This is a genomic window from Usitatibacter rugosus (genome assembly GCF_013003965.1).
GTDB lineage: Bacteria > Pseudomonadota > Gammaproteobacteria > Burkholderiales > Usitatibacteraceae > Usitatibacter > Usitatibacter rugosus.
This window is the reverse complement of the sequence record NZ_CP053069.1, coordinates 506,389-532,175: the sequence shown is the minus strand read 5'-3', so window position 1 is coordinate 532,175 and position 25,787 is coordinate 506,389. Positions and strand designations below refer to the sequence as shown.

The following is a 25,787-nucleotide window of genomic DNA, read 5'->3' as shown; positions in this document are numbered from 1 at the left end:
CGCGCCCTACTTCGCCGCCGCCAGCTCCTTCAGCGTGAACGTATAGCTCACCTTGTCCAGCGGCTTGTGGCAGGCGAGGCACTCGGCCTGGTTCACGTTGGGGCGATGCTTCTTGTCGAGCGTGAAGACGGCGTAGTTCCAGTCCTCGTTCTTCAGCATGTCGGGGATGTCCTTGCCCCAGCCCGCATCGCGCGCCATCGCCGTGTAGAAGAGCTGCTTGTCGGCGACGAAGAAACCGTCGGCACCCTTGACCGGATTCTTCGCCTCGTCGAGCTTGGCCGACCACACTTCCGCGAAGAGATACGCGCCATTGGGTAGATCCTTGCCCGCCCTGGCTGCGTCCACCGCCGCCTTGTTGGCGAAGTAGTAGCGCACCTGCTTCGTGGCCGGGAAATTGATCGTGTGGTATTTCACGAACGACTTGTCGTAGCCCTCGGGGAAGGTGACGCCCGTCTTCGTGAGCTGCGGCATGAAGTCCGATTTGGCCGCCGCGCCTGCCCCCGGAAGGGACGCGAAGTACGCCGCGACGTTGGAGATCTCGTCGGCCGTAAGCTGGCTCGCGATGGCGTTCATGACCGGGTTCTTGCGCGTGCCGTCCTTGAGCACCTTCAGCTGCGCCTCGATGTAGCCGGCGCGCTGGGCGGCGAGGTTGGGAATCGTCTCGCCGACGCTCACCCCCGCCACGCCATGGCAGGCGCCGCACACCGCCGCCACCTTGGCCTTGCCCGCTTCGATGTCCGCTGCCTGCGCGGCCGGAAGGGCCAGCAGGGTTGCCACTGCGATTGCTCGAACCTTGGTCATTTTCTTCTCCCTGGGTTTGGATTCCCGCCACGGGTCAACGCTTGGGGCGGGTCAACTATTCCACCGCATGCTCGATGTACGTACGCTAAAACTGGCCAGGGTGGATTCGGCTGCGGCGACCCCGCGATCGGCCGCCTCCTCGACGAGGGAAACGCCGCTTGCATCGGCGTGGGCAAAGTGGACCCTGCCCTTGCGCGCAGCGATCACCTGGGCTGCGCCGCCCCAGATGCGTCCGGGCCTCGGGATCACCATCGCGTGCCCGTTGGCGAAGACGTCGACGCGCTGGGCGATCTGGCGGATCTCGGGGTGCGGCTTGGCCAGCTCCGCTAGAGCCATCTCCGCCCAGGCTTCGCGCGGCGTTTCGAGTAGGCGCTTGCGACCCGCGGCGGGCGTGTCGGTGGCGAGGGGGAGGTACCAGGTGAGGACGGTCGGCCCGGGCCGCGCCTGGAGGCCCTGGTGCGTGGCGACGACGTAGCCGAGCGACGGGCTGTCGTAGAGCACGTTGTCCCAGGAGAGCGGCGCTCCGTGGTGGATGTATGGCAGCTCCGAGAGCGCGACGTTGGCGGTGATCCACGGCGCGTAGTCGTAGCTTCGAAGGGCCTCGGCGATGGGTGGGGGTGCGTTGGCGAAGGCACGCGCGGCGAATCCGAAAGGGGCTGCCCAGATCACGTGCTCGGCTTCGATGGCGACGGAGCGGTTCTCGCGAGCGAGGAATGCCGTCAGCGTGACGCCTTTCGCGGTCTCTTCCATGCGGTGCACGATCGCCGCGGGCTTCACGTCGAATGCGTAGCGCTTCATGAGCTCCCGCACGAGGAAGCCGTTGCCTTCGGGCCAGGTGAGCACCGCGTCGTGGTCGGCGTCGCGCGCGGAACCGACGCGGCATGCGAAGTAGTGGATGCCCGCCCAGGCGGACGCCACGCGGTACTCGCAGCCATAGTCGTCGCGGCACGCGTAGTTCACGACCCAGCGCACCGCCTCGGAGTGGAAGCCCTCGGCCTGCAGCCACGCACCCATCGTGATCCTGTCGAGCGCGAGGATGGCCGGGTCGCGCGACGAATGCTCCACGGGAATCACGAACGCGCGGCGTCCGTCCTTGCCGCGCAGCTGCTGGAATTCCCGCATGCGGCGCTGGAACCGCTCCCACTCCTCGACCTCGCCGCGCGAACGACCGGCGATCGGCACGAGGTGCTCGTCCCAGGTGCCGTTGCGGTAGAGGCGTTCCTGCGGCGCCTGGCATAGGGCCCGCTCTTCATAGCGCGGTGTTTCCGCTTCGGGGTCGCCGAGGAGCACGCCCAGCTCCGCGAGCAGGAGTCGCAAGGCCCGTGACTCGCGCGTCGGCAGCGGGATGTAATGCGAGCCCCACGGGTAGCGCGTCACGGCGCTCTCGCCCCAGCGTGCGTTGCCTCCGGGGGCGCTCTCCAGCTCGAGGATCTCGAAGTCGCTGAAGCCCGCCCGCCGCAGCCGCCATGCCGCACAGAGCCCCGAGAGGCCTGCGCCCACGATCACAACCTTCGCCTTGCGCTTCTCGGTCGCTGCCGGCAGCCCGCCATCGCGCATCCGGTGGCCCAGCGCGTGGCTCGTCGCCAGCATCTCGCCCGGCGGGAGCGGAGGATCACCCTTCGCGCAACCGGCAGCTGCGAGGGCGGCGGAGGTGAGGAGAAAGTCGCGGCGTTGCATGGAAGAACAATAAAGGGGTCAGACCACTTTATTCGAACAGCGATGAATAAAGTGGTCTGACCCCTTTATTGGGCGGGGCCGCGGCGCCACTCGGATTCGAAGTAGCGGACGAGCGCGTGGTTGTTGAGGCGGTTCACTTCGGTGGGCACGCGCTCCATGTCCTTGGGGAAGGCGAGCAGCGCGGCGTGGATCTCGGGCGTGATGAAGCGCAGGCCCGGCACGTCGTACTTCGCGGGCGGGATCCACGGCTCCTGCGAGGCGATGATGAAGCCCCATTCGCCGAACGACGGCACCAGCGCATGGAAGGGCGTGACCTCGAAGCCGGCTTCCTCGAGAGTCGTCACCACGCACCAGTACGACTTGCGCGCGTAGAGCGGCGAGGTGGACTGGATCACCGCCATCCCCTTCGCGGAGAGGCGGCGCTTCAGCATCGAGTAGAACGACGTGGTGTAGAGCTTGCCCAGCGAGTGGTTGCTGGGATCGGGGAAGTCGATCACGACGAAATCGAAGAAGTCGCGCGAGTTCTCGAGCCAGATGAAGGCGTCGGCATTAACGACCTTCACCTTCGGGTCGTTCAGCGAGTCGTGGTTCAGCGCGCGCATCGCTGGCGACTCGGTAAAGAGCTTCGTGATCGCGGGATCGAGGTCCACCAGCGTCACGGCTTCGATGTTCTTGTACTTGAGGATCTCGCGCACGGCGAGGCCATCGCCACCGCCCAGGACCAGCGCGCGCCGTGCGTGCGGCATGGTGGCGAGCGCGGGATGCACCAGCGCCTCGTGGTAGCGGTACTCGTCCATGGAGCTGAACTGCAGGTTGCCGTTCAGGTACAGGCGCCAGTCGTCGCGCCAGCGGGTCACGACGATGCGCTGCGCGCGGCTCGATTCCGCGTGCACGATCTGGTCCACGTACAGGCGGTCCTCGGAGAGCTTCGTGAGCTCTTCGGAGAACATGAAGCCGCCCAGCAGCAGCGCGATCACGACGGCGCAGCGCGCGGCCACGCCCGACGCACGGCCGGCGAGCCGATCGCGAAACACCCACGCGGCCCACGCGGCCACGACGGCGTTCATCAGCCCGAAGAGGAACGCGGTGCGGATCAACCCCAGCCGCGGCGCGAGCAGGAGCGGGAAAGCAATCGACACACCGAGCGCGCCCAGGTAGTCGAACGTCAGCACCTGCGCCACGAGGTCCTTGAAGCCGAGGCGGTCGCGCAGGATCCGCATCACGAGCGGGATCTCGAGGCCCACGAGCATGCCCACCAGCACCACGATCCCGTAGAGCACCACGCGGAAGCCCGGCCCGGCATAGGCGAACGAGAGGAACATCACCGCCGCCGAGAAGCCGCCCAGCACCGCGATCATCAGCTCCACGTCGATGAAGCGCACGATCAGTCCGCTCGTCACGTACTTCGAGACGTACGAGCCCACGCCCATCGCCGCGAGGTAGATGCCGATCACGACGGAGAATTGCGTGACCGAGTCGCCCAGCAGGTAGGTGGAGGCCGCCGCCGCGATGAGCTCGTAGACGAGCCCGCAGGCGGCGATGACGAACACCGACCCGAGCAAGGCGCGGGTCAGCACCTCGCCTGGGAGCGGAGGTGTCTGGGCACCCGCCTGCGCGGGTGTGACGGGCTCGGACACTAGTGGATCGCCGCGGCCACGATGATCGCGATGGCGAGCACGAATGCCGCCACGACGGTGGCGAGCGGCTGGTTGCGGTTCTCGATCAGCTCCTTCCACAGGTCGTACGGCGTGATCTTGTCGATCACGACGAACCCGACGATGACCAGGAGCAACCCGATCACCGAATAGACGATGGAACCGATGAGCGCTACGGGCTTCAGGTACTCGAACATGGCTCTTCTCCCTTGCGTTGCCTACTTGTGACCCGATGAACCGCCGGAGCCGCCGCCGCCCGAGCTGCCGCGGCCCCAGCTCGACGACGACGATCCCGCCTTCTGGCGCTCGAACTCCTGCGCTTCCGAGGCGAACATCGACCAGCCCTTGTACTGCGCCGTCCCGTACGACAGGAAGGCGATGACAGCAGATGCGAGATACATGCGAAACATGATGTCTCCTTCAGTCGTCGTCGACCACGTCCAGCACTTGCTTCAGCAGGCCGCCGGTGCCCGTTTCATCGTCGTCGTCATCGCCCGGCGCATAGTCGCTCTCCGACCAGCGCTCCTTCTCGAACGAATGGGACCGCGCCCAGGCACCCAATGGCCAGAGCACCAGGAAGAACGCGAACAGCCAGTAGTTCGACCAATCCACCTTCGAGCGGTAGACCTGCACCTTGCCCTGCGTGGCGGGCGCTCCGGAAGGGCTCAGCGCGTCGATGGCGAGCGTGTAGCGCCCGGGCGGAACGCCGAGGATCTCGCCCACGTCGTCGCTGCTGCCGCTGCGGCCGCCGCCCACGTTCTGGTAGCCCACGGAGCGCTTGAGCTCGTAGGCGCGGCCGTTGTCGGCCTCCACGAGACGCATCGTGAGCGAGACCCATTGGTCGTTGAGCGAGGTCTCGGTACGCACCGTCGCGCGACTGCTGCCGAAGCCGCCCAGCTTGAAGACGGGGCTCACCGTGTGCGTGGTCTGTCCCGGCGCCGTGCTGAACGCGATGGGGTTCGGTCGGATCGCCGACTGCAGCATGGAGAACAGCATCTGCGCGAAGAACCCGACCACCAGGAAAGCGAGGAACGCGAGCCAGTAGCGCCCGACCTTGCCCTTGTGCGGCGAGGGCTGGTTCGGCGCCACGCCCACGGGCTTGGGCGGCTTGCCCTTGAGGCCGAACGCCTTCCACAGCTCCGGGCCCTCGACGTACTCGCCGATCGTCCACGTGATCTCGTTACCCGTCGATTCGGACGAGAGCATGAGCGGCGGGTCGACGTAGTCGTTGCACATCGCCTCGTCCTGCAGCTTCACGATCCAGTAGAACTCGCCGACGAGGTAGCTGACGGCCGGCTTGGAGCGCGAGAAATGCCCGAACGTGTGGCCGAGGTAACGCACTGCCGGGCCGCGCGACATCATGACGCTGGTGGACTTGGGGATCTCCGCCGCGGTCTTCGCGTAGTTGAAGTGGCCGTTGTATTCGGTGAACCACGCGTAGCCCTGCTCCACGTTGTGCAGCAGGTACTCGCCCCACGTATACGGAATGCCGTCGACGCGGATCGTGCGGCGCATGAAGCCCACGACCTCGTAGCGCACGTTCTTCCAGCGTCCCACGGTGCCGAGCGGGATGTAGGGCCGGCCCGCCATCTCGTTGCGCGTGTTCTTCTGCACGAGCTCGCCGATGGTGCCCTTCACGTCGGTGATCGAGCCGCAGGAGTCGCAGGCCACGACCTCGGTCGTCGTGAGGCGCTTCTCGATCGGAGCGCCGCAGCCCGCGCACTTGAACGCGAGCGCGGTGCCCTTGGTGAACCCAATGCGGTCCGGATCGCGCAGGTTCGAGAACGAGAACGTGTCGAACGGCAGCTTCTCGCCCACGTAGAGGTGCGGCGGCGTCTCGGAGTAGTCGATGGTGGCGAAGCGCGCGCCGTCGCCGCGAAGGTCGACCACGTTCGCCTTCCAGCCGGACTTGAACTGGAACGGGAGCTCGCCCTGGCCGGCGACCACCTCGGCCGCGTCGACGTTGGTCACGGTGTAGACCCCCGCGTACCACTTGTCGCCCTTCACGATGAGGTTCTGCCCCGGCTTCATCTGCTCGAAGGGGGGCAATGGCTGCGGCGGGACGAGGTAGGCGATCGTGTACTCGCGGCTCGCATCCGAGAGCCAGGCGCCCTTGCTGCCGGGGAAGAGCACGTGCCACTCGCTCCACACGCCGGCGCTGTACTTGTACTGGATGCGCCCGACGACGGTGAAGCCCACGCCGCGGTGCTTGCCCTCGGCGCCGATCTGGATCGGCGTGTCGTCCTCGAGCAGCTCGGCCTGCTTGCCGATGTTCTCGAGGTTGACGCCGTCGCGGACGAGAGTCGCCTTGCAATAGGCGCAGACGGCGACGACCGACGTTGCACCGCGAAAACGCAGCGGTGCTCCGCACGACGGACACGAGACCAGCCGCTTCGTTGGTGCCGCTTCTGCCACGACTCCGCTTCCCCCGGGAAATGGCCGCGGCCAGTATAGCCGCCCCGCGCCTCCCGGGGCGCGCCACGGCGCCGGTGAAAATTCACTTTTCCGCCCGTTCACCGCCATGATTGGCGGCCACGATCGCGGCATGCCGTGGACCCTCGCACATGCCGCCGCCGTCGTGCCCCTCCAGCGCTGGAGCCGCGGGCGCCTGAGCTTCGCCGGACTCGTCGCGGGCAGCATGGCGCCGGACATGCCGTACTACCTCCTGCGCTTCGACCTCGGGCAGTTCGCGCATACGCCCGCGGGCACCGTGCTCGCGTGCGTGCCGCTGGGCTTGATCGCGCTGCTGCTGCTCTACGCACTTCGCGAGCCGCTGGTGTTCGCGCTGCCGCAGCCGCATCGCGCGGCCTGGAGCGCGGCGCTCGATCCACGTGCGCCCCTTCTCGCTTCACCTACGCCCCTTCTCGGTCGGCCCGCAATGGGAGTCGCCGTCCTCGCGCTTTCCATCCTGCTCGGCGCGTGGACGCACATCGCGTGGGACGCCTGCACGCACGGCACGGGATGGGTTGTTGAGCAGCTTCCCTTCCTGCAGCAACCGTTTCCCGGAACGACCATCGGCCTCTATCACGGCCTCCAGGAACTGAGCACGATCGTGGGTACGGCGGTGCTCGTCGTCGTCTATCGAGGTTGGTTGAAGCCCGTGGTGCCCGCTCGCGGATCGGGCGACGGTTGGCGATACGCGGCCCTCCTCGCTTGCATCGTCGTTGCCGCGATCATTGCGAGCGCGTTCGCGGCCGGTGACGCGACGACATTCAATGGCGTCGTCGCACTTCGAGTGTTCCTCTTCCGGGGCGCGCTTTACGGGACCGTTTCTTTCGCGTTGCTCTACCTCGCCGTTGCGATCGCCGCTTTCACGTGTCGCGAACGGAGAGAGTGATAGGGATCACCTCGATCGAAATGCAGCTTCATGCACTTAAGTCTATTAAGTGTATGAAGCTGCATGCTCGCAGGAGGGCGCCCTCATGAGCGACTTCGACGTCGCCATCGTCGGCGCGAGCTTCGCAGGGCTCGCCTGCGCCACGGTGCTCGCAAACGCGGGCCGCCGGGTGCTCGTGCTCGAACGGAAAGGCGACGCGGGCGAGAAGTTGCACACCACGGGGCTCCTGGTAAAAGAAGCTGTCGAAGGTTCCGGGGCGCTCGAAGACCCTATTCCCCTTGAAGGTACCCAGATTCCCGAAGGCTTCCGGATCCTCGAAGGCTTACCCGCGTCACTCACGCGCCGCCTAGAGGGCGTTCGATTGCACGCGCCGAACCTGCAGTACATCGATCTCGATGCTCCGGGCTACTACTTCCTCGCCACCGATACCTCGGGTCTTCTTCGGTGGATGGCCGCTCGCGCCGTGAATGCGGGCGTGGAGATCCACTGGCGGACGGCGTTCGAGCATGCGGGGCGGCTCGAGAAGGGCTTCACGCTCGGAAGGCTCGGACGCGCGCACTTTCTCGTCGGCGCGGACGGACCCACTTCGCGTGTGGCGCGCGCGTTCGGGCTCGGCGTGAACCGCGAGTTCCTCTTCGGCATCGAGCATGAGTACGGCGACGGGCACGACTACGCTGCGAACGTGTCTGGCGGCGACGGACGGCACGGTGTCGTCAACCGACAGCACGGCCTCACCGACCGCCTGCACTGCTTCATCGACCGGAAGATCGCGCCGGGATACCTGGGCTGGGTGTTCGCAGGCGTGGGCTCGGTGCAGGTCGGCATCGCGCGACGGGAACGCGGCGGCGCGGCGCGCGAAGCGAAGGCGGCGATGGCAGTTTTTCTCGAGAAAATCGCGCCCGTGTTCGACTTTCGCTCGGCCACGCCTGCCTCGGTTCGCGCCGGATGGATCCCGTGCGGCGGTGTCGTGCGCCGCGTGCATGCCGATCGTGTGTTGCTGATTGGCGACGCGGCGGGAACCGTGTCGCCCCTGACCGCGGGCGGCATCCATACCGCGCTTCGTCACGGGGCAGCGGCAGGTGTCGCGATCGACGCCTTCCTCGCGGGACGGACCAGCGATCCGGGCGCTCTCGTCGCCGCCGGCTATCCGCGCTTCCGCGGCAAGCGGCTACTGCGCCGCGCATTCGACGCTTTCCAGCACGACGGCCTCGCCAACCTCCTGCTCGGGACCCGCGTGGTGCGCGACGCCGCGAGCCGCATCTACTTCCACCGGGGGTCGCGGGCATTGTGACAACCGATTCGCGGCTTCGCGCGTATCATTCCCGAAGCCCCCACGAACAGCCCCCCGGTGGAACCATGACCTCCTTTGCACGCCTCTGCGCCCTCGCCCTGCTCGCCGCCGCCCCGCTCGCCCTGGCCGCGCCCACCGAGACCGAAATGCGCTCGATCGCCGCCGCCAACACGGACTACCAATACGCGAAGCAGGCCATCGCCAAGGAAGACTGGAAGTCGGCCATCGCCGCGCTGAACAGCGCCGCGCGCAACGACCCCAACAGCGCCGACGTGCAAAATTTGCTCGGGTTCTCCTACCGCAAGTCGGGCGACCTCGATTCCGCGTTCAAGCATTACTCGAAGGCGCTCGAGCTGAATCCCCGTCACCTCGGCGCGCATGAATACGTCGGGCGCGCCTTCCTGATGGCGGGCAAGCCCGACCAGGCCAAGGAACACCTCGCGGCGCTCGAGAAGTACTGCACCGAGACCTGCCCGGAGCGCGAGTCGCTGAAGAAGGCGATCGCCGAATGGGATCCGTGGAAGTCGGGCGTCCGCACCGGCCGCACGTACTGAGCGCCGGGACATGAAGCTCGCCGCCGCCCTGATCCTCGCATTCGCCGCCGCGCTGCCCGCCGTGGCATTCGCCGACGCCACCGAATCCCAGCCCCGCGCCCTCGACACGGCCAACGATTACGACGCGGCGAAGAAAGCCATCGACCGCAAGGACTGGAAGTCGGCCATCACCTCGCTCGAGGCCGCCGCGCGCCGCGATTCGAAGGACGCCGATATCCAGAACCTGCTCGGCTATTCGTACCGCAAGTCCGGCAACCTCGACATGGCCTTCAAGCACTACGCCAACGCGCTGCAGCTGAACCCGCAGCACAAGGGCGCGCACGAATACGTCGGCGAGGCCTACCTCATGGCCAACAAGCCCGACAAGGCGAAGGAACACCTCGCGAAGCTGGTGCAGCTCTGCCCGCAGGGTTGCGAGGAGCGTGACGACCTCGCGAAGGCCGTCGCCGAATACGAAAAACGCAAGACCACCGCCCGCTAGAACACCCGATGCGCTTTCTTCGCACCGCGTTCGTCCTCGCGGCGCTCGCGAGCGTTGACGCTTGCGCGCGCGACCTCTCGATGTTCGGCGTGCTCCGCGTCGACCTCCCGCAGCCCCCGCTCGAGACGCCGGCGCCCGGCCGCTGGGGCTACAGCCTGGACCTCGGCTACCAGAACACGTGGTCGATGAGCCCCAACATCGAGGACTACTTCACCAACCGCCAGGCGCAGCGCCAGTTCACGGCCACGGACCTCCTCTTCATCCGCAGCCTCGAGGGCGAGAAGTTCCTGGTGGACGGAGAGCTGGGCGTGATCGACTTCACCGTGCGCCGCCAGCTCGATGCGCACTGGGGAATTCGCGGCACGGTCGGCGTGATCGGCTATACCGGCGGCTTCATGGATTCCACGATCGAGGGCTTCCACCGCGCGTTCGGTTTCCGCGACTACCTGCGCCCGTCCGTGCCGCGCAACCTGTTCACCGTCCTCACCGAATTCCAGAACGGCGATTCACAGACCCGGCTCGATGCGCCCTCGAGCGGCCTGCTCGATCCGGAGATCGGCGTTCGCTACTCGTGGTTCGAGCGCCCCGCGCCGTGGAACCTCGTGCTCGACGCGGCGATGAAGATCCCGGTGGCCGGGCGCCGGGCGTATCTCTCCAACGGCGGATGGGACGTCGGTACCCAGGCAACCCTGCAGGGCGTGTGGGGCAAGCACGTGGGAACGGCGAGCGCTTCGCTCACGTACTCCCGCGGCGGCGGCGTCATCGAGACAGGCGGCTATCGCCTCGCGCCGGGCATGATGCTCGGATACGAATACGCGCTCGCGGATGCAACGCGCGGCTTCGTGCAAGGCTCGCTCTACCGTTACCCGCTCAACAGCGACGACACTGCGATCGGCGGGTTGCGGCAGCGGAAGTCCCAGCTCGAAGTGGGATTCCGCCACCGCTATGGAGATTCGACGTTCGAGTTCTCGATCGTCGAGGCCTTCGGCGCGTTCAACGGGTTGCCGGACTTCGGGATCCAGCTCGGCTGGTCCACCCGTTGATTCGCCCCGCGTGATTCAGCGCGCGCGCCGCGACTCCGTCATCGCCCCGTACACCAGCGCGCCCATCTGTTCGCGGTAGTACTTGCGGATATCACCAGGCCCCGCGGTGCCCACCACCACCGTGAGCTTCTCGGCCGGGTCGTTCCAGAAGAGCGTGCCGTTGGCGCCGTTCCACGTGTAGTCACCCGGCGTGCCGGTCGTGGCCGCGACGCCCTCGACCAGGCGAACCGCGACCGAGAGACCGAAGCCGTAACCGTCGCGATGGCCTTCGATGCCGGCCACCTGGTTCCTGATGTTGGCGCCGAGGTGGTCGCTCGTCATGAAGGTCACGGTCTTCGGCGAGAGCACGCGCTGCCCGTCGATCACGCCACCGTTGTTGAGCATCTGCGCGAAGCGCAGGTAGTCGCCCACCGAGGCCCACGCGCACGAGCCGCCGCAATCGAACTTCGCGGCCTTCGTGAGGAGCGCGATGTCCTGGGGCTTGCCGGAGAGCGGGTCCTTCGCGAGCGGCTTGGCGATGCGGTTGGTCGGCGGCATGTTGAACGTGGTGTCCGGCATCTTCACCTTGTCCCAGACGTTGGCCTTGAGGTACTCGCCCAGGCGCTTGCCGCTCACCTTCTCGACCACGAGGCCCAGCATATCGGTCGAGAATCCGTAGTCCCACACCGTCCCGGGCTGGTACATCAGCGGCAGCGACGCGAGCTTGTCGACGAACTCCGTGGACGTGTACTGCACCGCCGCGCCCGCCGAGCCGCCCGGGTAGAGCTTGTGCACCGGCGTGTTGCCGCGCGAGCCGTACGTGATGCCCGACGTGTGGCGGTAGAGGTCGTGGATGTAGATCGGGTTCTTCAGCGGCTCCGGCGTGATCTCGCCGTTCGCGCCGACGACGCCGACGCTCATCTTCGCGAACTGCGGGTAGTACTCGTCGAGGCGCGACTTGAGCGGAAGGCGGCCCTGCTCGTTCAGCGTGAGCGCACCGACGGCGGTCATCACCTTCGTCATCGAGGCGAGCTGGAACACGGCATTCAGCGGCATGGGCGTGCCGGCTTCCTTGTCGAGGAAACCGTAGGCCTTGTAGTGGATGAGCTTGCCGTCGCGCGCGACCGCGACCACGGCGCCGGGGATGCGTCCGGCCTCGATCTCGCGGGCCCAGAACGCGTCGATGCGCGCGAGTCCGTCCTTCGAGAACCCGGCCTTGGCGGCGTCGCCGGCGGGCAGGGGTTGCTGCGCGATCGCTGATGCGGAAATACCGAGGAACAATACAGCGCTGGCGACTCTAAACATGGGATCCCTCCTCCGGTCGTTTTGGACTGCTTATGGCCTCGATCATACCCAGCACAGCACCCGACACCGGGCGCATTTACCACCCGCGCACGTTTTATCGCCTGTTATCGGATTCGGTGCAGGCCTTCCGCGACGACGGCGGCCCGAGCATGGGCGCGGCGCTCGCGTTCTACACGCTGCTCTCGATGGCGCCCCTGTTGCTCCTGGTGATCATGGTGGCGGGAATGGCGATCGGCCCGGAGCAGGCGCGCACCGTTCTATTGGGTGAACTCGGCGGTTTGCTCGGAGAGACGGGCGCGGAGGGCGTGCGCTCGGTGCTGGCCGCGGCGAGCACGCCGGAAGGGGGAGCGATCGGCGCGCTGGTGGGATTGGTCGTGCTGATCTTCAGCGCGACGACGGTGTTCGCGGAGCTGAAGACGGACCTGGATCGCATCTGGGGATTCAAGGCGCCGCCCTCGGGCGGGATCGTGAATTTCCTGCGTTCACGCGCCGCGTCGTTCGGCCTCGTGGTCGCGATCGCGTTCGTGCTGCTGGTCTCGCTCGTCGCGAGCAGCGTGGTGTCGGCCCTGGGCCGCTATCTCGGGGATGCCGCTTGGTCGGAAGCGGTGATGCACGCGGTCGAGACGCTGGTCTCTTTCGGCGTGACCACGCTCGGCTTCGCGGCGGTCTACAAGCTGCTGCCTTCGCAGCCGATCGCCTGGCGCGACGTCTGGCTCGGCGCCGCGATCAATGCGTTGCTCTTCGGGATCGGGAAGCTCGTGATCGGGCTCTATCTCGGCAAGAGCGCCGTCGCTTCCTCGTTCGGTGCCGCCGGCACGGTCGTGGCGGTCATCGTCTGGGTCTACTGGTGCTCCCAGATCTTCTTCTTCGGCGCCGAGATCACCAAAGTGAATGCCCGGCGCCTCAACCCAGACAAATGAATGGGGTCAGACTCCATTTAGCTTCGCGGCAGGGAGCTAAATGGAGTCTGACCCCATTCATTCACGCAGCAGGAAGCTAAATGGAGTCTGACCCCATTCATTCAGTCGTCGAAGGAGGCGGGGAAGTCGGCCATCTGGACGGAAGGATCGTCCTCGTCGGAGGACCAGGCACGGCCTTCGTGAAGGTCCATGTCCACGATCGGCAGGCCATCCTCGTCCAGGTCCAGGATCGGAGGGAGTTTGCCAAACACGCGCGGCTCGATGCGGGGAGGGGCTCTCATGTCGTCACTCCAGTCGGGTTGTCGTTTGCTGTTGGAACGACTGTAGATGCGACGCCTCTGACGTCCTGTAGGACAGGACCGCTTTGAGGTGTGGGAACTCCGCTAGAACAGGACGATGGCAATCGCCGCCAGGACGGCCACCAGCCAGATGCCCAGCAGGGGGGCGAGCTGGCGGGCGCGGCGGCGCTTCACCTTGGCGGACGGCACGGTCCAGCCGGCGCGCGACTTCGTTTCCGACGCATCCAGCGGAAACACGGCGAGGCGTGCGATGCCTTCCACCGAATCGAAGCGCGGAGAGGGGCGCAGCGCGACCTGCTCCTCGGAGAGGGGTAGAGGCCGCGAGGACTGCGTCGGCATGTCGTGCGGCGCAGGCGGCGCATTGGGCGAAGTCCGCGTGCCGTCGTCCGGCTTGGCGCGCGCCGTGATCTCCGCCTCGGCGACTTCCGCCGCGCACGAGCGCAAGTCGGACGCGAGCTCCGCGGCCGTCTGGTAGCGCTCGTCGGGATTCTTCTTCAGCGCCCGGGCGATGATGTAGTCGATCACCGGCGGCAGCGACGGCTGAAGGTGGCGCGGCGGCTTCGCGGCCATGTTGGCGATCGAGAAGAGGAGCTGCGTCACGTCCTCGCCCGCGAAGGGCTTTGCCCCGGTGAGCATCTCGTAGAGCACCACACCGAGCGAGAAGATGTCGGCGCGCGAGTCGACCTGGCCGCCCGCGATCTGCTCGGGCGACATGTACTGGGGCGACCCCAGCAGCGTGCCGGTCTGCGTCTTCACCGCGTTCTCGCCGAGGCGCGCGATGCCGAAGTCCATCACCTTCACGCGCCCGTCCTTCAGCACCATGATGTTGCCGGGCTTCACGTCGCGGTGGACCACGCCCCGCTCGTGCGCGTAGGCCAGCCCGTCGGCGACGGAGGCCGCGATCGCCACGGCCTGCGGCGGCGCGATCGTTCCCCAGCGGATCAGGTCGCGGAGCTCGTTGCCTTCCAGCAGCTCCATCGCGATGAAGGCCACGTCGCCCTCGCGGCCCACGTCGTAGATGGTGATGATCGCCGGGTGGCCGATGCCGCCCGCGGCCCTCGCCTCCTGGAGGAAGCGGGCCTCGTGGATGTCGCGCTCCTGCGGGCTGCCGGTGAGCGCGATCGTCTTGATGGCCACCGTGCGACCGAGCGACGGGTCCTCGGCGCAATAGACCACGCCCATGGCGCCGCGCCCCAGCTCGGAGGTCACGCGGAAGCGCCCGAACTTCTCCGGCCGCTCCGTCACGATCCCCCCAGCTTGCGCTTGAAGTCGGACCACAAGCTGGGCTTGGGCGCGCCCGTGAAGTTGTACGCGATCGTGACCTGCTCGCCCGGCTGGACGTTGATCGACACCTTGAGGGGCGCGAAGCCCTGCGAGCGCAGCTCCACGACGTGCTTGCCGCCTGCCACCTGGATTTCGGTGAGCGGCGGCGTGCGGCCCTTGTTCACGCCGTCCACGTAGATGTCGGCGCGCGGCTTCACCAGCAGCTTCACGGTGGCGAGCGGAGGCGGGAAGAAGCGCTGCACCGCCTCCCGCGCCAATACGCCGGCAAAGAGGATCACGGCGATGCCGGCCAGCGCGGTGAAGAACACCTTGCGCTTGCCCGCCCGCTTCTTGCGCTCGTTGGGCGTAAAGAACGTATGCAGCCGGACGCGCGTATCAGTGAACTCACCCGCGGTCTCCAGCTCGGAGGAGCGGTCGGGCGCGGTGGCATCCAGGGCCTTGGCGAAGTCCTGCGTGAGGAGGAGGCGATCGGGCGTCGCGAAGCGGGCCGCCGCGGCCGCGCCCACCAGGCCGTCGCCGAACACGCGGGCATCGCTGCCGCGCGAAGACAACGCCAGGGGACCGTAGTTGAGGCCGGCATGGACCGGGCCCTTGCGGTAGACGGCCTGCGTGACCTCGAGCGCGCGCTCCGGATCGCCGAACAGGACCAGCGCCGCGCCCTCGTCGGCATCCAGCACGACGCGATCCCCCGCCGGCAGCCCCGAAGTGGCTTCGCGCAGCCTCGCCTCGAGGCTTTCCTTCTCGGAAGCCTGCTGGGCGACGGTGCGGGTATCGAACTCGGGGATCCGGAAGTACGCGACGTTCGCGTAGACCGGGGTGGGCGACGGCGTCATCGAGACCCTACGTGAGGGCGACGTAGTCCTTGTCGTCCTGCTGGTTGCGCTCGAAACGCAGGAAGTCGTAGTAGCCGCAGTGGGTGGCGGCCGGGTACTTCCGGCACACGCCCGGGCGCACCGCGTAGACGGTGCAGCAGCGCTTGTCCTGGTCGAAGAACATGCAGGCGGAATCGAAGATCTTGTCCTGCTTGTGGCGCAGGATCTTCGCCGTCTTCGCGTCGTCGAGCTTGGTGAACTTCTTCTCTGCCTGCTTGGGGGAGAGGCCGAAATGCTTGCCGAGACGCGCGATGTCGTAGTCGGTGATCTCGATGTCCGAGTAAGTGCAGCAGTAGCCGGGGCACTTGCGGCAGTCGTAGTAGACGCGGACCGGAACCGGGAAGGGCTTCGCCATGGAGCATTGACACCTGTAAACGTTGCCGAATTGTACCGGGCAACGAAGGCCGGCGTAAGTGCTGTCGGCCTGTACCTACAGGGTCTTCATGACACGTCCGACTGCGCTCGCCGGCGGTCCATGGGGGAATACGCTCATCCCCCCACGTAGCGAGGCGCGCAATGGACTGCTGGCACCGGGAAATCGACAAGGCGGGCTCCGAGGACGAAGTCGTCATGAGCGCCAAGGACTACCTGGTGCTCTGGTCGCCGCACGAGCTGCAGGCCCTCACGCACGAAGAACGCGCGCCCAAGATCGACGACGGCACCGACATCGTGCATCTGGAGCGCCGGCTCGCCGAAGGCTGCTACGACATGCCCCCGCAGTCGGAGCATCTCGAAGAGCTGGTCACCTACTTCTGGCACGCCGCGTCACGTATCCGGGAGCTTCGCCGGGCCGCATAATGCGGCATGGAAAAACGACAGCTCGGCCGTAGCGGCATCTCCGTCTCCCCCCTCGCCTTCGGCGGCAACGTCTTCGGATGGACCGCCGACCAGGCGACGTCCTTCCGCCTGCTCGATCATTTCGTCGACCATGGCTTCGACCTGGTCGACACCGCCAACACCTATTCGACGTGGGTTCCCGGCCACCAGGGCGGCGAATCCGAGACCGTCATCGGCAACTGGCTGTCGCAGTCGGGCAAGCGCGACAAGGTCGTGATCGCGACCAAGGTCGGGATGAAGATGGGCGACGGCTCGCAAGGGCTGAAGGCCGATTACATCGCCCAGTCCGTGGAGGACTCGCTGCGCCGGCTCCGCACCGACCGCATCGACCTCTACCAGGCGCACACCGACGACAAGGAAACGCCGCTCGAGGAAACGCTCGAGGCGTTCTCCAAGCTGATCAAGGCCGGAAAGGTGCGCGCGATCGGCGCCTCCAACTACACCGGTGCCCGGCTGCGCGAGGCCCTGGAGACCAGCAAACGCCTGGGCCTTCCGCGCTACGAGACGCTGCAGCCCTGCTACAACCTCTACGACCGCGAGGATTTCGAGAAGGACCTCCTGCCGGTCGTGAAGGAGCACGAGGTCGGCGTGATCCCGTACTTCGCGCTCGCCCGCGGCTTCCTCACCGGCAAGTACCGCAAGGCGGAGGACATCGTCGGGCGCCCGCGCGAATCGGGGCTGAAGAAATTCTTCGAAGGCGACCGTGGAACACGCGTGCTCGCCGCGCTGGACGAGGTTTCCGAACGCCGCAAGATGCTGCCCACCGAAGTGGCCGTGGCGTGGGTGATGTCCGCGCCTGGAATCACCGCACCGATCGCGAGCGCCACCTCCGTCGCGCAGCTGGACGAGGTGCTCTCCGCCGCCCATCGGAAACTGGACGCCACCGATCGGGCCACGCTCGACGCCGCTTGACGCCCCGAGGGGGTGGGCACACCATGCCCGCACAACAAGCCCCAGGGAGGCAAGAAAATGCAACCAGTCGGACTCGGTCCTCGGATCGTCGCAGGCATCATCGACCTCATCATCATGATGGTCATCATCTTCCCGCTGTCGTTCATCGTCGGGCAGAGCCTCGGTGCGCAGCTCGGCGTGAGCCTCATCGGCATCATCTACTTCATCGTGATGGAAGCGCTGAAGGGCGCCACGGTCGGCAAGATGGCCATGGGCCTCAAGGTCGTGAAGAAGGACGGCTCGGCCATCAGCTGGCCGGAATCGGTGATCCGCAACCTCCTTCGCATCGTCGATGCGCTGCCGGCGTTCTACATCATCGGCATCGTCTGCATCGCGGTCACGCCCAACAAGCAACGCGTGGGCGACATGGCGGCCAGCACGCTGGTGGTCAAGAAGTAATCCGGTCCCGTCCTTCATGCCCGTAAAATGCGGGCATGAAGGACATCCTCTGCCTCGACGATTTCGAAACTGCTGCGCGCAAGCGCCTGCCGCGGCCGATCTTCGCCTACTACTCCGGCGGCGTCGAAACCAACCAGTCTCTCCGCGATAACCGCTCGGCCTTCCAGGAGCTGGGCTTCGTGCCGCGTGCGCTCGCCAACGTGGCCGGGCGCTCGACGCAGGCCTCGCTCTTCGGCGAGCGCTACGCCGCGCCCTTCGGCATCGCGCCCATGGGGCTCTCGGCGCTCTCGTGCTACCGCGGCGACGTCGTGCTCGCGCGCGCGGCCGAGCAGGCCGGCATCCCGATGATCATGAGCGCCACGTCGCTGATCCGCCTGGAGGAGGTGAAGCAGGCCGCTCCCAAGGCGTGGTTCCAGGCGTACCTGCCGGGCACCACGGAGCGGATCGAGGCCCTCGTCGATCGCATTGCCGCCGCGGGGCATACCAATCTCGTGGTCACGGTGGACGTGGCCGTGCTCGCCAATCGCGAGAACAACATCCGCGCGGGCTTCACGACGCCGCTCAGGCCCTCGCTTCGCCTCGCGTGGGACGGCATAACGCGGCCGCGCTGGACCGTGGGCACGTTCCTCCGCACGCTCGCCAAGCACGGCATGCCGCATTTCGAGAACTCCTTCGCCGAACGCGGGGCTCCGCTGCTCTCCTCCACCGTGCTGCGCGATTTCGTCGCGCGCGACAACCTCGACTGGAGCCACGTCGAGCTGATCCGCCGGCGCTGGAAGGGAAAATTCATCCTCAAGGGAATCCTTTCGAAAACCGACGCGGTCCTCGCCCGCTCCCACGGCGTGGACGCGATCATGGTCTCGAACCACGGCGGCCGGCAGCTCGACGGCGCGGTCTCGCCGCTGCGCGTGCTGCCCGAGATCGCCGAGGCGATCGGCGGCTCGATGCCGGTGATCCTGGATAGCGGCATCCGTCGCGGCTCGGACGTACTGAAGGCGCTCGCCCTCGGCGCCGACTTCGTCTTCATCGGCCGTCCCTTCCTCTACGCCGCCGCCGTCGGAGGCGAGGCCGGCGTCTTGCACGCCGCGAAGCTCCTGCAGGAAGAGGTGCAGCGCGACATGGCGCTCCTCGGCGTCAGCTCGGTGGAGCAGCTCGGCCCCGAGCACCTCAGGAAGCAATAAAGGGGTCAGACCACTTTATTCGCACGTCGCTACGAATAAAGTGGTCTGGCCCTTTTATTGCCTTACGTGAGGAAGTGGCCGAACTTGCCGGCCTGGTAGTCGCGGATCGCTTCTTCGATCTCCTCGCGCGTGTTCATGACGAAGGGACCGTGCGCCACGACGGGCTCGTGGTTGGGCGTGCCGTAGCCGAAGAGGACGAAGGCGTCGGTGGCGGCCTGGATGTCGATGCGCTCGCCGTCGTTCGCGAACTCCACCAGGTGGCGGCCGTTGGTGCGCTTGCCGTTCACCAGCACCTCGCCGCGCACAACGTAGAAGAACACCGACATCTCGGCCGGCACCATGCGGATCAGGTTCGCGCCCTTCTTGAGGATGAGCTCGAAGAGCCGAACGTCTGTGAGGTCGCGCTCGGGCAGCTTGTCGATGAGCACCTTGCCGTTGTCCGCCATGTCGCGGTGGATGTCTTCCTTCTGCAGGCCCACGTAGTCGGGCTCGGTCATCTTCAGGCGCGCGGGCAGGTTCACCCAGAGCTGCAGGATCTCCAGGGGACCGCCGTTGCGCTTGAACTCCTCCGACGAGAGCTCCGAGTGCAGCACGCCGCTGCCCGCCGTCATCCACTGGATGCCGCCCGCCTTGATATGGCTTTCGTAGCCGCTCGTGTCCTTGTGGATGAGGTCGCCCTGCAGGATGAAGGTGACCGTCTCGAAGCCGCGATGCGGATGCGGGGCGAAGGGCAGCCCCTTGTTGTGCATCGGGTAGACCTGCGGGCCGTGATGATTGAGGAAGAGGAAGGGCTCGAAGCGATCGAACGGAACGCCCGCCACCGGCATCGCCTGGTAGGTCACGAGATCGCCGATGTCCTCGCGGCGCGCCGCGTGGAACGCGACGACGCTTCGCGTGCTGCTATCCGCCAGGCTTCCGGTCATTCGCGGGGTCCGCCATCAGGAAATCGAAATCGACACCCTTGTCGGCCTGCGTCACCGTCTGCAGGAAAAGCTTGCGGTAACCGCGCGCGGCCTTCGGCGGCGTCACCGGATTGGACTTCGCGCGGCGCTCGAGTTCCTCGGGGGTGACGAGCAGCTCGATCGAGCGGTTCTTCACGCTGAGACGGATGCGGTCGCCGCCCATCACGTACGCGAGCGGGCCGCCGATAGCGCTCTCCGGCGTCACGTGCAGCACGATGGTGCCGGCCGCGGTGCCGCTCATGCGCCCGTCGGAGATGCGCACCATGTCCTTCACGCCGGCGCGCGCGAGCTTCTTCGGGATCGGGAGATAACCCGCCTCAGGCATTCCGGGCGCGCCCAGCGGCCCGATGTTCTTCAGCACGAGGATGTCGTCGGCCTTCACGTCGAGCTTGTCGTCGTCGATGCGGGAGGCGAGGTCCTCGAGGTTCTCGAACACGACCGCGCGGCCCTCGTGCTCCATCAGCTTCGCGTCCGCCGCCGATTGCTTGATGATGGCGCCGCCCGGAGCGAGGTTGCCGCGCAGCACCGCGATGCCGCCCTGCGGGAAGATCGGGTTCGAGCGCGGCTTGATGACCTCCTGCTTGAAGCCCGCGCCCGACGCTTCCATCTCCTCGCCCAGCGTGCGGCCCGTAACGGTGAGCGTGTCCAGGTGCAACAGGGGCTTGAGTTCCCGCAGCAGCGCCGGGACGCCGCCTGCATGGTGGAAGTCCTCCATGTAGTGCTGGCCCGAGGGCTTGAGATCCACCAGCACCGGCGTCTCGCGGCCGATCGCATCGAGGCGGTCCAACTCGATGGGAATGCCCAGGCGCCCCGCGATCGCCGTCACGTGGATCACGCCGTTGGTGGAACCGCCGATCGCGAGCAGCACGCGCAGCGCGTTCTCGAACGCCTTCGCGGTCATGATCTTGTCGGGTGTGAGCTTGGCCTTCGCCATCGCAACGGCGGTCGCACCCGAGCGCTCCGCCACGCGAATGCGATCCGACGTCACGGCCGGCGGAGCAGCGCCACCGGGCACCGTCATCCCCAGCGCTTCCGCCACGCACGCCATCGTGGACGCCGTGCCCATCACCGAGCACGTGCCTACGGAGGCGACGAGCTGGTCGTTCACGTCGGCGATCTCCTGGCCGTCGATCTCTTCCGCGCGGTACTTGGCCCAGAAGCGGCGGCAATCCGTGCACGCGCCCACGCGCTCGCTGCGATGCGAGCCGGTGAGCATCGAACCGGTGACGAGCTGGATCGCGGGCACGTTGGCCGAAGCGGCACCCATCAGCTGCGCGGGCACCGTCTTGTCGCAACCGCCGATCAGAACTACGGCATCCATCGGCTGCGCGCGGATCATCTCCTCGGTGTCGATGGACATGAGGTTGCGCAGGTACATCGAGGTCGGCGAAGAGAAACTCTCGTGGATCGAGATGCTGGGGAAATCCATCGGCAGCCCACCGGCGAGCATGACGCCGCGCTTCACCGCGTCGACCAGCTGCGGCGCATTGCCATGGCACGGGTTGTAGGCGCTGCCGGTGTTGGCGATACCGACGATGGGACGCTCGAGCGCATCGTCCGTGTAGCCCGCGCCCTTGATGAACGCCTTGCGCAGGAACAGCGAGAAGCCGCTGTCGCCATACGACGTGAGGCCCTTTCGAAGGCCACCTTTGGAACCCGAGTCGGAATCGTTTGCCATGCGGAGATGGTACCGAAATCGCCCGATGCTAGGATGTTGGCGATGGCTGTGAACTCCCTACCCCCCCCCGCATCGCCGTCCTGAGTTACCACCCGATGCACATCTCGGGAGCGTCGTACGAGGACAACGATCACGTGGCGCTCGCCCGGGATCTCGAGCTGATCGCGGACCTTCACCTGCGCGTATGCCCGTTGAGCGATGTCGTGGTCGCCGTCGAAACGGGTGACTTCCGCGACGTCGAAGGGTGTGTCGCGATCACCTTCGACGATGGCAGCGATTTCGACTTCCATGATCTCCCGCATCCGACCTGGGGCGTCCAGCGCGGCATGTTCGGGATTCTCCAGGACGCGGCAAGGTCTGGGCAGCACCCGACCCTCGAGGCGACGACGTTCACGATCGTTTCCCCCGACGCCCGGCAGGAGCTCGACCGCAAGGAGATGATCGGGAAGCGCTGGTGGAATGACGATTGGTGGCCGGCAGCCGAGCGCAGCGGTCTCCTGCGGGTCGAGAACCACAGCTGGGACCACAACAACGCTTCCCTGGATGCAACGCAAACAACCGCGACGCGGGGCACGTTCCGGATCACCGAGCAGGCCGAAGCCGATGCCGAAATTCGCGTCGCGAGCGAGTACTTGTGCGTTGCGCGCGGCCGGCCCGGGCCGGTCCTGTTCGCCTATCCCTACGGCGATGCCAGCGACTACCTCGCCACGGAGTACTTTCCACGCGGCAGCGCAGCCCACGGCGTGCGGGCGGCCTTCACCACGGAAGGTGTTGCGGTCACCCCCGGCGCCGACCTCTGGCGGTTGCCGCGGTACATGTGCGGCCACCATTGGAAATCGCAGGACGAGCTGAAGCGGATCCTGGACGACTGCCGATGATTGGCTTTGAAGAAGTGGCGGCTCCGGACGCGCAAGCTGCATCGCTGTTCTTCCGGTCCTTCAACGCACCCGCGCCCGACATCCCCAGGCACTTCGTGGCACGGCTGCCCGATCGCGCCGTGTGCGGATATGTTCACCTGACGCCGATCGAGCCGGAGGTCTTCCTGGTCGGTGGCCTGTGTGTCGACAAGGACGCCTATCGGCGGATGTCCGCCGAGAATCGCCAGGAAGTTGCCGGCCACGGCTCGTTGTCCCGCTGGCTGCTCGAGCAGTCCATCCACATCGCCGGATCGAAGCGCGCCGTGTTCGCGTACACCGGCAACGTCATGAGCCGCAGGGATTGCGAGGCTCTCGGATTCGTGGCGGCCGCAGGCCCATACCTCCTTGTCCAGTGGCATGCCCAGCCTGAAGGCCAGCGTCGCGAGCTGATCGAGAAAATCGCCGGACTGGGGCCTTTCTAGCTCGACGCCCGGATACGCACGCCCGACGCGGCTGCTAGGATTTGCGCCATGAAAATGCGCTTCGAGGTCCAGGCTGCCGGAGTCGCGCTCGCCGCCGTGGCCGCAATGGCGTTCCTCCGTGCTTGGCTGAGCGACGACGGCTTCATCACCTTCCGGGTCGTGGAGCAGATGGCGCACGGCAACGGCCCGGTCTACAACATCGGCGAGCGCGTGCAGGTCTTCACGCATCCGCTGTGGTTCTTCGCGCTGGCCGGCTGGAACGGCCTCGGCGGGTCGCTCTACCCGGGCACGATGTACTTCTCGCTGCTGGTCTTCGCGGCCGGCCTGGCGGCGTTCACCGTCGCGTTCCGCGACCGGCCGGCCACGCTCGCCGCGGTGCTGCTCGCGATGTTCTTCTCGCGCGCGGCCATGGACTACGCCACGAGCGGCCTCGAGACGCCGCTCAGCTTCGCGCTCGCCATGACGGCCGCCTTCGCGATTCGCCGGGGCCACGTCCCGCTCGCCATTGCGGCGCTCGCACTCCTGCCGCTCAACCGGCTCGACCTCGCGGCCTACGCGCTGCCGTTCGCGCTCGTGGTGCCGGTGGCTTCATGGCGCGGCCGCGCCGGTGTCGTCGTTGCGATGATGGCCCCGGCCGTCGCCTGGGCGCTCTTCTCGTTCGTGTACTACGGCTCGCCGGTGCCCAACACCGCGCTCGCGAAGCTGAGCGACGGTCTTGCGGGCCGGATCGACCAGGGCCTCTCCTACGTCGTGGCCTCGCTGCTCACGGATCCGGGAACCTTCGCGTTGATCGCGACGGGCTTCGTGCTCGGCGTGATGCGCCGGCATGAGCCGCTGGCGCGCGCGGGCCTCGCTGCAATCGTGCTCACACTCGGCTACACCGTGTGGGCGGGTGGCGACTTCATGCTCGGCCGCTTCGTCCTGCCGGCGACGTGGGCGTCGATGATCGTGATCGCCGCGGCGCTTCCCGGTGCGTGGCGCGAGAACCGCCGGGCGTTGGCCTCGCTCGTGGGAGTGCTGGCGATCGCGCATGCCGTCTCCGGCCACACGACGCTCATCACGCACCTCGGCCAGCAACCGCACACGGCTCCGCTGCCGCACTACCGCGGCGCCCTCGATGAGCGCTTCTTCTACCTGCCGCACTTCGGCCTCTTCGCGACGGCCCCCGCACGCAAGCTCGACTACGACGAGATCCCGCCGTCGAAGACAGATCCGGAGCTCGCGAATGCGGTGGGAGCGCACGCGTATTTCCGCCCGCTCGAGCGCGCCATCGCGGACACGTGGGCGCTCGCCGATCCGCTCCTCGCGCGAATCCGCCCGCTGCCCAACGGGCGGCCGGGCCATGGCTATCGTCCCGTTCCGCCGCAGTGGTGGCGATGGCGCGAGCCGGGCTTCCACCTGGGCGACAAGCACCTGGACGCGATCGCGGGCGACCTCCGCCTCGCGCATCGTTCCCCGGATCTCTTCTCCACCGAGCGTTTCGCCGCGATCGCGCGCCTGCTGCGGGAGCGAAACGTGCGCTACACCGCGATCGATTTCGAGCCCAGCGCGGAGTGGGTGGATATCGCGATCCGTCCGCGCCGCCTCGACCGCCGCGCCGAGCCTTCCGGCGAGCCCGTGGCGTGGGTCACGCGCGATTGCCAGCCGGAGTATCCGCGCTACGAGAACGGCTACCTCATCGCCGTGGATCCGCAGGGCGTGGCGCACGTGCGATGCCCCGCGAAGGACTTCAACGCCGCGCCTTTCGGCCTGCGCGCGGGCTCCTTTCGCGCCGACCGACCCGGTGAGCTCGCCTTCCTCGACGAGATGATCGCGGTCGTGCGTCCGAAAGGCGGTTGGGTACGCGACATTCCGGCATGGGCGTTTTCCGGTTGGCGGGAAGATCCCCTGCCAGCCCTCGTTGTATCGTTGCTGCTCGCCACCCTCTCGGGTTTCCTCCTCGTGGAAAGAAAACAATGACCCGCTCCGTGTTCGTTACCATCGCCCGGTTCGCCGTGGCGGTCGCATTCCTCCCCGCCCTCGCCTTCGCGCAGTACCCGAACAAGCCCATCAAGCTGGTCGTGCCCTACAGCCCCGGCGGGGCCACCGACGTGATCGGCCGCGTGCTGGCGCAGGCGCTCTCCACGCAGCTTGGCCAGCAGGTCGTGGTGGAGAACCGCGCCGGAGCCGGCGGAAACATCGGCGCCGAGTCGGTCGCCAAGGCGGCACCGGATGGCTACACGCTGCTGATGGGTGCCATGACCTCGCACTCGATCATGGCAACGCTCGAGAAGGGCTCGATCCGCTACGACCTGCAGAAGGACCTCGTGCCGGTGTCGATGGCGGGCTCGGTGCCGCTCGTGTGGGTCGTGAACCCCGATCTGCCGGTGAAGAACATGAAGGAGCTCGTCGCCTACGCGAAGGCCAACCCCGGCAAGCTCACGTATGCCTCGTCGGGTGCCGGAGCGCCGCAGCGCATGTGCGCGGAGCTGCTGCGCAGGATGGGCGGCTCGCAGCTCGACATGGTCCACGTTCCATACAAGGGCAGCGGCCCGGCGATGACGGATCTCGTGTCCGGCCAGGTGAACACGATGTGCGAGACGGTTCCCGCGTCGATCGGCTTCATCAAGGCTGGGCGGCTTCGCGCCCTCGCGGTCACCACGCCGCAGCGCATCTCGATGCTGCCCGACGTGCCGACCACCGCCGAGGAAGGCATGGCCGGCTACGAGGTCGCGTCGAACTTCGGCGTCGCCGCGCCTGCCGGCACGCCCAAGCCCGTCATCGACAAGCTGAACGCCGAGATCCAGAAGGCGCTCGCGAAGCCCGAGGTGCAGCAGCAGCTCCTCGACCAGGGCGCGTACGCCACGCCGACCACGCCCGAGCAGGCGCAAGCCCGCATCAAGGCGGAGATCGACAAGTGGGCCAAGGTGATCAAGGACGCCGACATCAAGGCCGACTGAAAA

27 protein-coding genes are annotated in these 25,787 nt (G+C 67.0%); 14 read left to right on the top strand and 13 right to left on the bottom strand.

Translation table 11 applies throughout. The features are described from left to right. Positions 1–6 precede the first annotated feature (6 nt). The 6 genes from DSM104443_RS02790 to DSM104443_RS02765 all read right to left on the bottom strand — a co-directional run bounded on the left by DSM104443_RS02790 (position 7) and on the right by DSM104443_RS02765 (position 6,548). Entirely contained in the window at positions 7–801 is a 795-nt protein-coding gene (locus DSM104443_RS02790; protein ID WP_171089236.1) for a cytochrome P460 family protein, read from the bottom strand. Between the two features lie 51 nt (positions 802–852). After that, positions 853–2,478, bottom strand: a complete 1,626-nt coding sequence (locus DSM104443_RS02785) for an NAD(P)-binding protein (protein WP_171089234.1) — start codon at positions 2,476–2,478, stop codon at positions 853–855. Positions 2,479–2,543: 65 nt separating this feature from the next. Then, a complete protein-coding gene (locus DSM104443_RS02780; RefSeq protein WP_212756912.1) occupies positions 2,544–4,115 on the bottom strand; it encodes a polyamine aminopropyltransferase in 1,572 nt (523 codons plus the stop codon). After that, complete coding sequence (locus DSM104443_RS02775; RefSeq protein WP_171089232.1) at positions 4,115–4,330, bottom strand: DUF350 domain-containing protein; 216 nt, start codon at positions 4,328–4,330, stop codon at positions 4,115–4,117. Before DSM104443_RS02775 ends, DSM104443_RS02780 begins: the two co-directional genes overlap by 1 nt. Before the next feature lie 21 nt (positions 4,331–4,351). Further along, a complete protein-coding gene (locus DSM104443_RS02770; RefSeq protein WP_171089230.1) occupies positions 4,352–4,543 on the bottom strand; it encodes a hypothetical protein in 192 nt (63 codons plus the stop codon). 10 nt (positions 4,544–4,553) lie between these two features. Then, the gene (locus tag DSM104443_RS02765) at positions 4,554–6,548 is read right to left on the bottom strand and encodes a DUF4178 domain-containing protein (RefSeq protein ID WP_171089228.1); all 1,995 of its coding nucleotides are present in this window, start codon (positions 6,546–6,548) and stop codon (positions 4,554–4,556) included. Positions 6,549–6,678: 130 nt separating this feature from the next. On the opposite strand from DSM104443_RS02765, the gene DSM104443_RS02760 reads away from it, so the two are divergent. From DSM104443_RS02760 to DSM104443_RS02740, 5 genes are all read left to right on the top strand, one after another. Then, positions 6,679–7,470, top strand: a complete 792-nt coding sequence (locus DSM104443_RS02760) for a DUF4184 family protein (RefSeq protein WP_171089226.1) — start codon at positions 6,679–6,681, stop codon at positions 7,468–7,470. Between the two features lie 85 nt (positions 7,471–7,555). Continuing rightward, on the top strand, positions 7,556–8,761 hold the full coding sequence (locus tag DSM104443_RS02755; protein WP_171089224.1) for an NAD(P)/FAD-dependent oxidoreductase: 1,206 nt from the start codon (positions 7,556–7,558) through the stop codon (positions 8,759–8,761). A gap of 65 nt (positions 8,762–8,826) precedes the next feature. Continuing rightward, on the top strand, positions 8,827–9,315 hold the full coding sequence (locus tag DSM104443_RS02750; protein ID WP_171089222.1) for a tetratricopeptide repeat protein: 489 nt from the start codon (positions 8,827–8,829) through the stop codon (positions 9,313–9,315). Positions 9,316–9,325: 10 nt separating this feature from the next. After that, on the top strand, positions 9,326–9,796 hold the full coding sequence (locus DSM104443_RS02745) for a tetratricopeptide repeat protein (protein ID WP_171089220.1): 471 nt from the start codon (positions 9,326–9,328) through the stop codon (positions 9,794–9,796). A gap of 8 nt (positions 9,797–9,804) precedes the next feature. After that, positions 9,805–10,839 (top strand): DUF3187 family protein, encoded by a 1,035-nt coding sequence (locus DSM104443_RS02740; RefSeq protein ID WP_171089218.1) that lies wholly within the window; start codon positions 9,805–9,807, stop codon positions 10,837–10,839. A 15-nt stretch (positions 10,840–10,854) separates the two neighbouring features. Here DSM104443_RS02740 and DSM104443_RS02735 read toward each other — a convergent pair whose 3' ends face one another. Then, complete coding sequence (locus DSM104443_RS02735; protein WP_171089216.1) at positions 10,855–12,123, bottom strand: serine hydrolase domain-containing protein; 1,269 nt, start codon at positions 12,121–12,123, stop codon at positions 10,855–10,857. A gap of 32 nt (positions 12,124–12,155) precedes the next feature. Between DSM104443_RS02735 and DSM104443_RS02730 the strand changes: the two genes are divergently transcribed. After that, positions 12,156–13,043: a YihY/virulence factor BrkB family protein gene (locus tag DSM104443_RS02730; protein ID WP_171089215.1), complete on the top strand. Its 888-nt coding sequence runs from the start codon at positions 12,156–12,158 to the stop codon at positions 13,041–13,043. Between the two features lie 101 nt (positions 13,044–13,144). Here the strand turns inward: DSM104443_RS02730 and DSM104443_RS02725 are convergent, their stop codons facing one another. The 4 genes from DSM104443_RS02725 to DSM104443_RS02710 all read right to left on the bottom strand — a co-directional run bounded on the left by DSM104443_RS02725 (position 13,145) and on the right by DSM104443_RS02710 (position 15,853). Next, positions 13,145–13,324 carry a hypothetical protein gene (locus DSM104443_RS02725; RefSeq protein ID WP_171089213.1) on the bottom strand — a complete coding sequence of 60 codons (180 nt, stop codon included), beginning with the start codon at positions 13,322–13,324 and terminating at the stop codon, positions 13,145–13,147. A 102-nt stretch (positions 13,325–13,426) separates the two neighbouring features. Further along, positions 13,427–14,587, bottom strand: coding sequence for a serine/threonine-protein kinase (locus DSM104443_RS02720; RefSeq protein WP_171089211.1), 1,161 nt, complete (start codon positions 14,585–14,587; stop codon positions 13,427–13,429). Continuing rightward, positions 14,584–15,459, bottom strand: a complete 876-nt coding sequence (locus tag DSM104443_RS02715; RefSeq protein ID WP_171089208.1) for a PEGA domain-containing protein — start codon at positions 15,457–15,459, stop codon at positions 14,584–14,586. Before DSM104443_RS02715 ends, DSM104443_RS02720 begins: the two co-directional genes overlap by 4 nt. A gap of 7 nt (positions 15,460–15,466) precedes the next feature. After that, positions 15,467–15,853, bottom strand: coding sequence for a YkgJ family cysteine cluster protein (locus DSM104443_RS02710; RefSeq protein WP_171089206.1), 387 nt, complete (start codon positions 15,851–15,853; stop codon positions 15,467–15,469). Between the two features lie 161 nt (positions 15,854–16,014). Here DSM104443_RS02710 and DSM104443_RS02705 point away from each other — a divergent pair, with 161 nt between their 5' ends. The 4 genes from DSM104443_RS02705 to DSM104443_RS02690 are packed head-to-tail and all read left to right on the top strand — an operon-like array spanning position 16,015 to position 18,866. Next, positions 16,015–16,296, top strand: coding sequence for a hypothetical protein (locus DSM104443_RS02705; RefSeq protein ID WP_171089204.1), 282 nt, complete (start codon positions 16,015–16,017; stop codon positions 16,294–16,296). Positions 16,297–16,302: 6 nt separating this feature from the next. After that, on the top strand, positions 16,303–17,247 hold the full coding sequence (locus DSM104443_RS02700) for an aldo/keto reductase (RefSeq protein ID WP_171089203.1): 945 nt from the start codon (positions 16,303–16,305) through the stop codon (positions 17,245–17,247). A 57-nt stretch (positions 17,248–17,304) separates the two neighbouring features. Further along, complete coding sequence (locus DSM104443_RS02695) at positions 17,305–17,685, top strand: RDD family protein (RefSeq protein WP_171089200.1); 381 nt, start codon at positions 17,305–17,307, stop codon at positions 17,683–17,685. Between the two features lie 35 nt (positions 17,686–17,720). Continuing rightward, positions 17,721–18,866 (top strand): alpha-hydroxy acid oxidase, encoded by a 1,146-nt coding sequence (locus DSM104443_RS02690; RefSeq protein WP_171089198.1) that lies wholly within the window; start codon positions 17,721–17,723, stop codon positions 18,864–18,866. Positions 18,867–18,928: 62 nt separating this feature from the next. Here DSM104443_RS02690 and DSM104443_RS02685 read toward each other — a convergent pair whose 3' ends face one another. Together DSM104443_RS02685 and DSM104443_RS02680 are read right to left on the bottom strand one after the other, a co-directional pair. After that, complete coding sequence (locus DSM104443_RS02685) at positions 18,929–19,789, bottom strand: pirin family protein (RefSeq protein ID WP_171089196.1); 861 nt, start codon at positions 19,787–19,789, stop codon at positions 18,929–18,931. Next, complete coding sequence (locus tag DSM104443_RS02680) at positions 19,767–21,506, bottom strand: IlvD/Edd family dehydratase (RefSeq protein WP_171089195.1); 1,740 nt, start codon at positions 21,504–21,506, stop codon at positions 19,767–19,769. Before DSM104443_RS02680 ends, DSM104443_RS02685 begins: the two co-directional genes overlap by 23 nt. 95 nt (positions 21,507–21,601) lie before the next feature. Between DSM104443_RS02680 and DSM104443_RS02675 the strand changes: the two genes are divergently transcribed. Genes DSM104443_RS02675 through DSM104443_RS02660 form a run of 4 tightly spaced genes read left to right on the top strand, consistent with a single transcriptional unit; the run spans position 21,602 to position 25,784 of the window. After that, positions 21,602–22,384 carry a polysaccharide deacetylase family protein gene (locus DSM104443_RS02675; protein ID WP_171089193.1) on the top strand — a complete coding sequence of 261 codons (783 nt, stop codon included), beginning with the start codon at positions 21,602–21,604 and terminating at the stop codon, positions 22,382–22,384. Continuing rightward, positions 22,381–22,845: a hypothetical protein gene (locus tag DSM104443_RS02670; RefSeq protein WP_171089190.1), complete on the top strand. Its 465-nt coding sequence runs from the start codon at positions 22,381–22,383 to the stop codon at positions 22,843–22,845. Before DSM104443_RS02675 ends, DSM104443_RS02670 begins: the two co-directional genes overlap by 4 nt. A gap of 48 nt (positions 22,846–22,893) precedes the next feature. Then, complete coding sequence (locus tag DSM104443_RS02665) at positions 22,894–24,804, top strand: DUF2339 domain-containing protein (protein WP_171089188.1); 1,911 nt, start codon at positions 22,894–22,896, stop codon at positions 24,802–24,804. Beyond that, complete coding sequence (locus tag DSM104443_RS02660; protein ID WP_212756910.1) at positions 24,801–25,784, top strand: Bug family tripartite tricarboxylate transporter substrate binding protein; 984 nt, start codon at positions 24,801–24,803, stop codon at positions 25,782–25,784. The genes DSM104443_RS02665 and DSM104443_RS02660 overlap by 4 nt, the downstream gene beginning before the upstream one ends. Positions 25,785–25,787 lie beyond the last annotated feature (3 nt).

What these genes read in the sequence shown, in the direction of transcription:
- DSM104443_RS02725 (WP_171089213.1), bottom strand. Translation starts at nt 13,324, where the DNA reads ATGAGAGCCCCTCCCCGCATCGAGCCGCGCGTGTTTGGCAAACTCCCT.
- DSM104443_RS02680 (WP_171089195.1), bottom strand. Translation starts at nt 21,506, where the DNA reads ATGGCAAACGATTCCGACTCGGGTTCCAAAGGTGGCCTTCGAAAGGGC.
- DSM104443_RS02675 (WP_171089193.1), top strand. Translation starts at nt 21,602, where the DNA reads ATGCACATCTCGGGAGCGTCGTACGAGGACAACGATCACGTGGCGCTC.
- DSM104443_RS02710 (WP_171089206.1), bottom strand. Translation starts at nt 15,853, where the DNA reads ATGGCGAAGCCCTTCCCGGTTCCGGTCCGCGTCTACTACGACTGCCGC.
- DSM104443_RS02715 (WP_171089208.1), bottom strand. Translation starts at nt 15,459, where the DNA reads ATGACGCCGTCGCCCACCCCGGTCTACGCGAACGTCGCGTACTTCCGG.
- DSM104443_RS02730 (WP_171089215.1), top strand. Translation starts at nt 12,156, where the DNA reads ATGGCCTCGATCATACCCAGCACAGCACCCGACACCGGGCGCATTTAC.
- DSM104443_RS02690 (WP_171089198.1), top strand. Translation starts at nt 17,721, where the DNA reads ATGAAGGACATCCTCTGCCTCGACGATTTCGAAACTGCTGCGCGCAAG.
- DSM104443_RS02740 (WP_171089218.1), top strand. Translation starts at nt 9,805, where the DNA reads ATGCGCTTTCTTCGCACCGCGTTCGTCCTCGCGGCGCTCGCGAGCGTT.
- DSM104443_RS02735 (WP_171089216.1), bottom strand. Translation starts at nt 12,123, where the DNA reads ATGTTTAGAGTCGCCAGCGCTGTATTGTTCCTCGGTATTTCCGCATCA.
- DSM104443_RS02660 (WP_212756910.1), top strand. Translation starts at nt 24,801, where the DNA reads ATGACCCGCTCCGTGTTCGTTACCATCGCCCGGTTCGCCGTGGCGGTC.
- DSM104443_RS02755 (WP_171089224.1), top strand. Translation starts at nt 7,556, where the DNA reads ATGAGCGACTTCGACGTCGCCATCGTCGGCGCGAGCTTCGCAGGGCTC.
- DSM104443_RS02685 (WP_171089196.1), bottom strand. Translation starts at nt 19,789, where the DNA reads ATGACCGGAAGCCTGGCGGATAGCAGCACGCGAAGCGTCGTCGCGTTC.
- DSM104443_RS02670 (WP_171089190.1), top strand. Translation starts at nt 22,381, where the DNA reads ATGATTGGCTTTGAAGAAGTGGCGGCTCCGGACGCGCAAGCTGCATCG.
- DSM104443_RS02775 (WP_171089232.1), bottom strand. Translation starts at nt 4,330, where the DNA reads ATGTTCGAGTACCTGAAGCCCGTAGCGCTCATCGGTTCCATCGTCTAT.
- DSM104443_RS02760 (WP_171089226.1), top strand. Translation starts at nt 6,679, where the DNA reads ATGCCGTGGACCCTCGCACATGCCGCCGCCGTCGTGCCCCTCCAGCGC.
- DSM104443_RS02700 (WP_171089203.1), top strand. Translation starts at nt 16,303, where the DNA reads ATGGAAAAACGACAGCTCGGCCGTAGCGGCATCTCCGTCTCCCCCCTC.
- DSM104443_RS02790 (WP_171089236.1), bottom strand. Translation starts at nt 801, where the DNA reads ATGACCAAGGTTCGAGCAATCGCAGTGGCAACCCTGCTGGCCCTTCCG.
- DSM104443_RS02785 (WP_171089234.1), bottom strand. Translation starts at nt 2,478, where the DNA reads ATGCAACGCCGCGACTTTCTCCTCACCTCCGCCGCCCTCGCAGCTGCC.
- DSM104443_RS02770 (WP_171089230.1), bottom strand. Translation starts at nt 4,543, where the DNA reads ATGTTTCGCATGTATCTCGCATCTGCTGTCATCGCCTTCCTGTCGTAC.
- DSM104443_RS02750 (WP_171089222.1), top strand. Translation starts at nt 8,827, where the DNA reads ATGACCTCCTTTGCACGCCTCTGCGCCCTCGCCCTGCTCGCCGCCGCC.
- DSM104443_RS02745 (WP_171089220.1), top strand. Translation starts at nt 9,326, where the DNA reads ATGAAGCTCGCCGCCGCCCTGATCCTCGCATTCGCCGCCGCGCTGCCC.
- DSM104443_RS02695 (WP_171089200.1), top strand. Translation starts at nt 17,305, where the DNA reads ATGCAACCAGTCGGACTCGGTCCTCGGATCGTCGCAGGCATCATCGAC.
- DSM104443_RS02665 (WP_171089188.1), top strand. Translation starts at nt 22,894, where the DNA reads ATGAAAATGCGCTTCGAGGTCCAGGCTGCCGGAGTCGCGCTCGCCGCC.
- DSM104443_RS02705 (WP_171089204.1), top strand. Translation starts at nt 16,015, where the DNA reads ATGGACTGCTGGCACCGGGAAATCGACAAGGCGGGCTCCGAGGACGAA.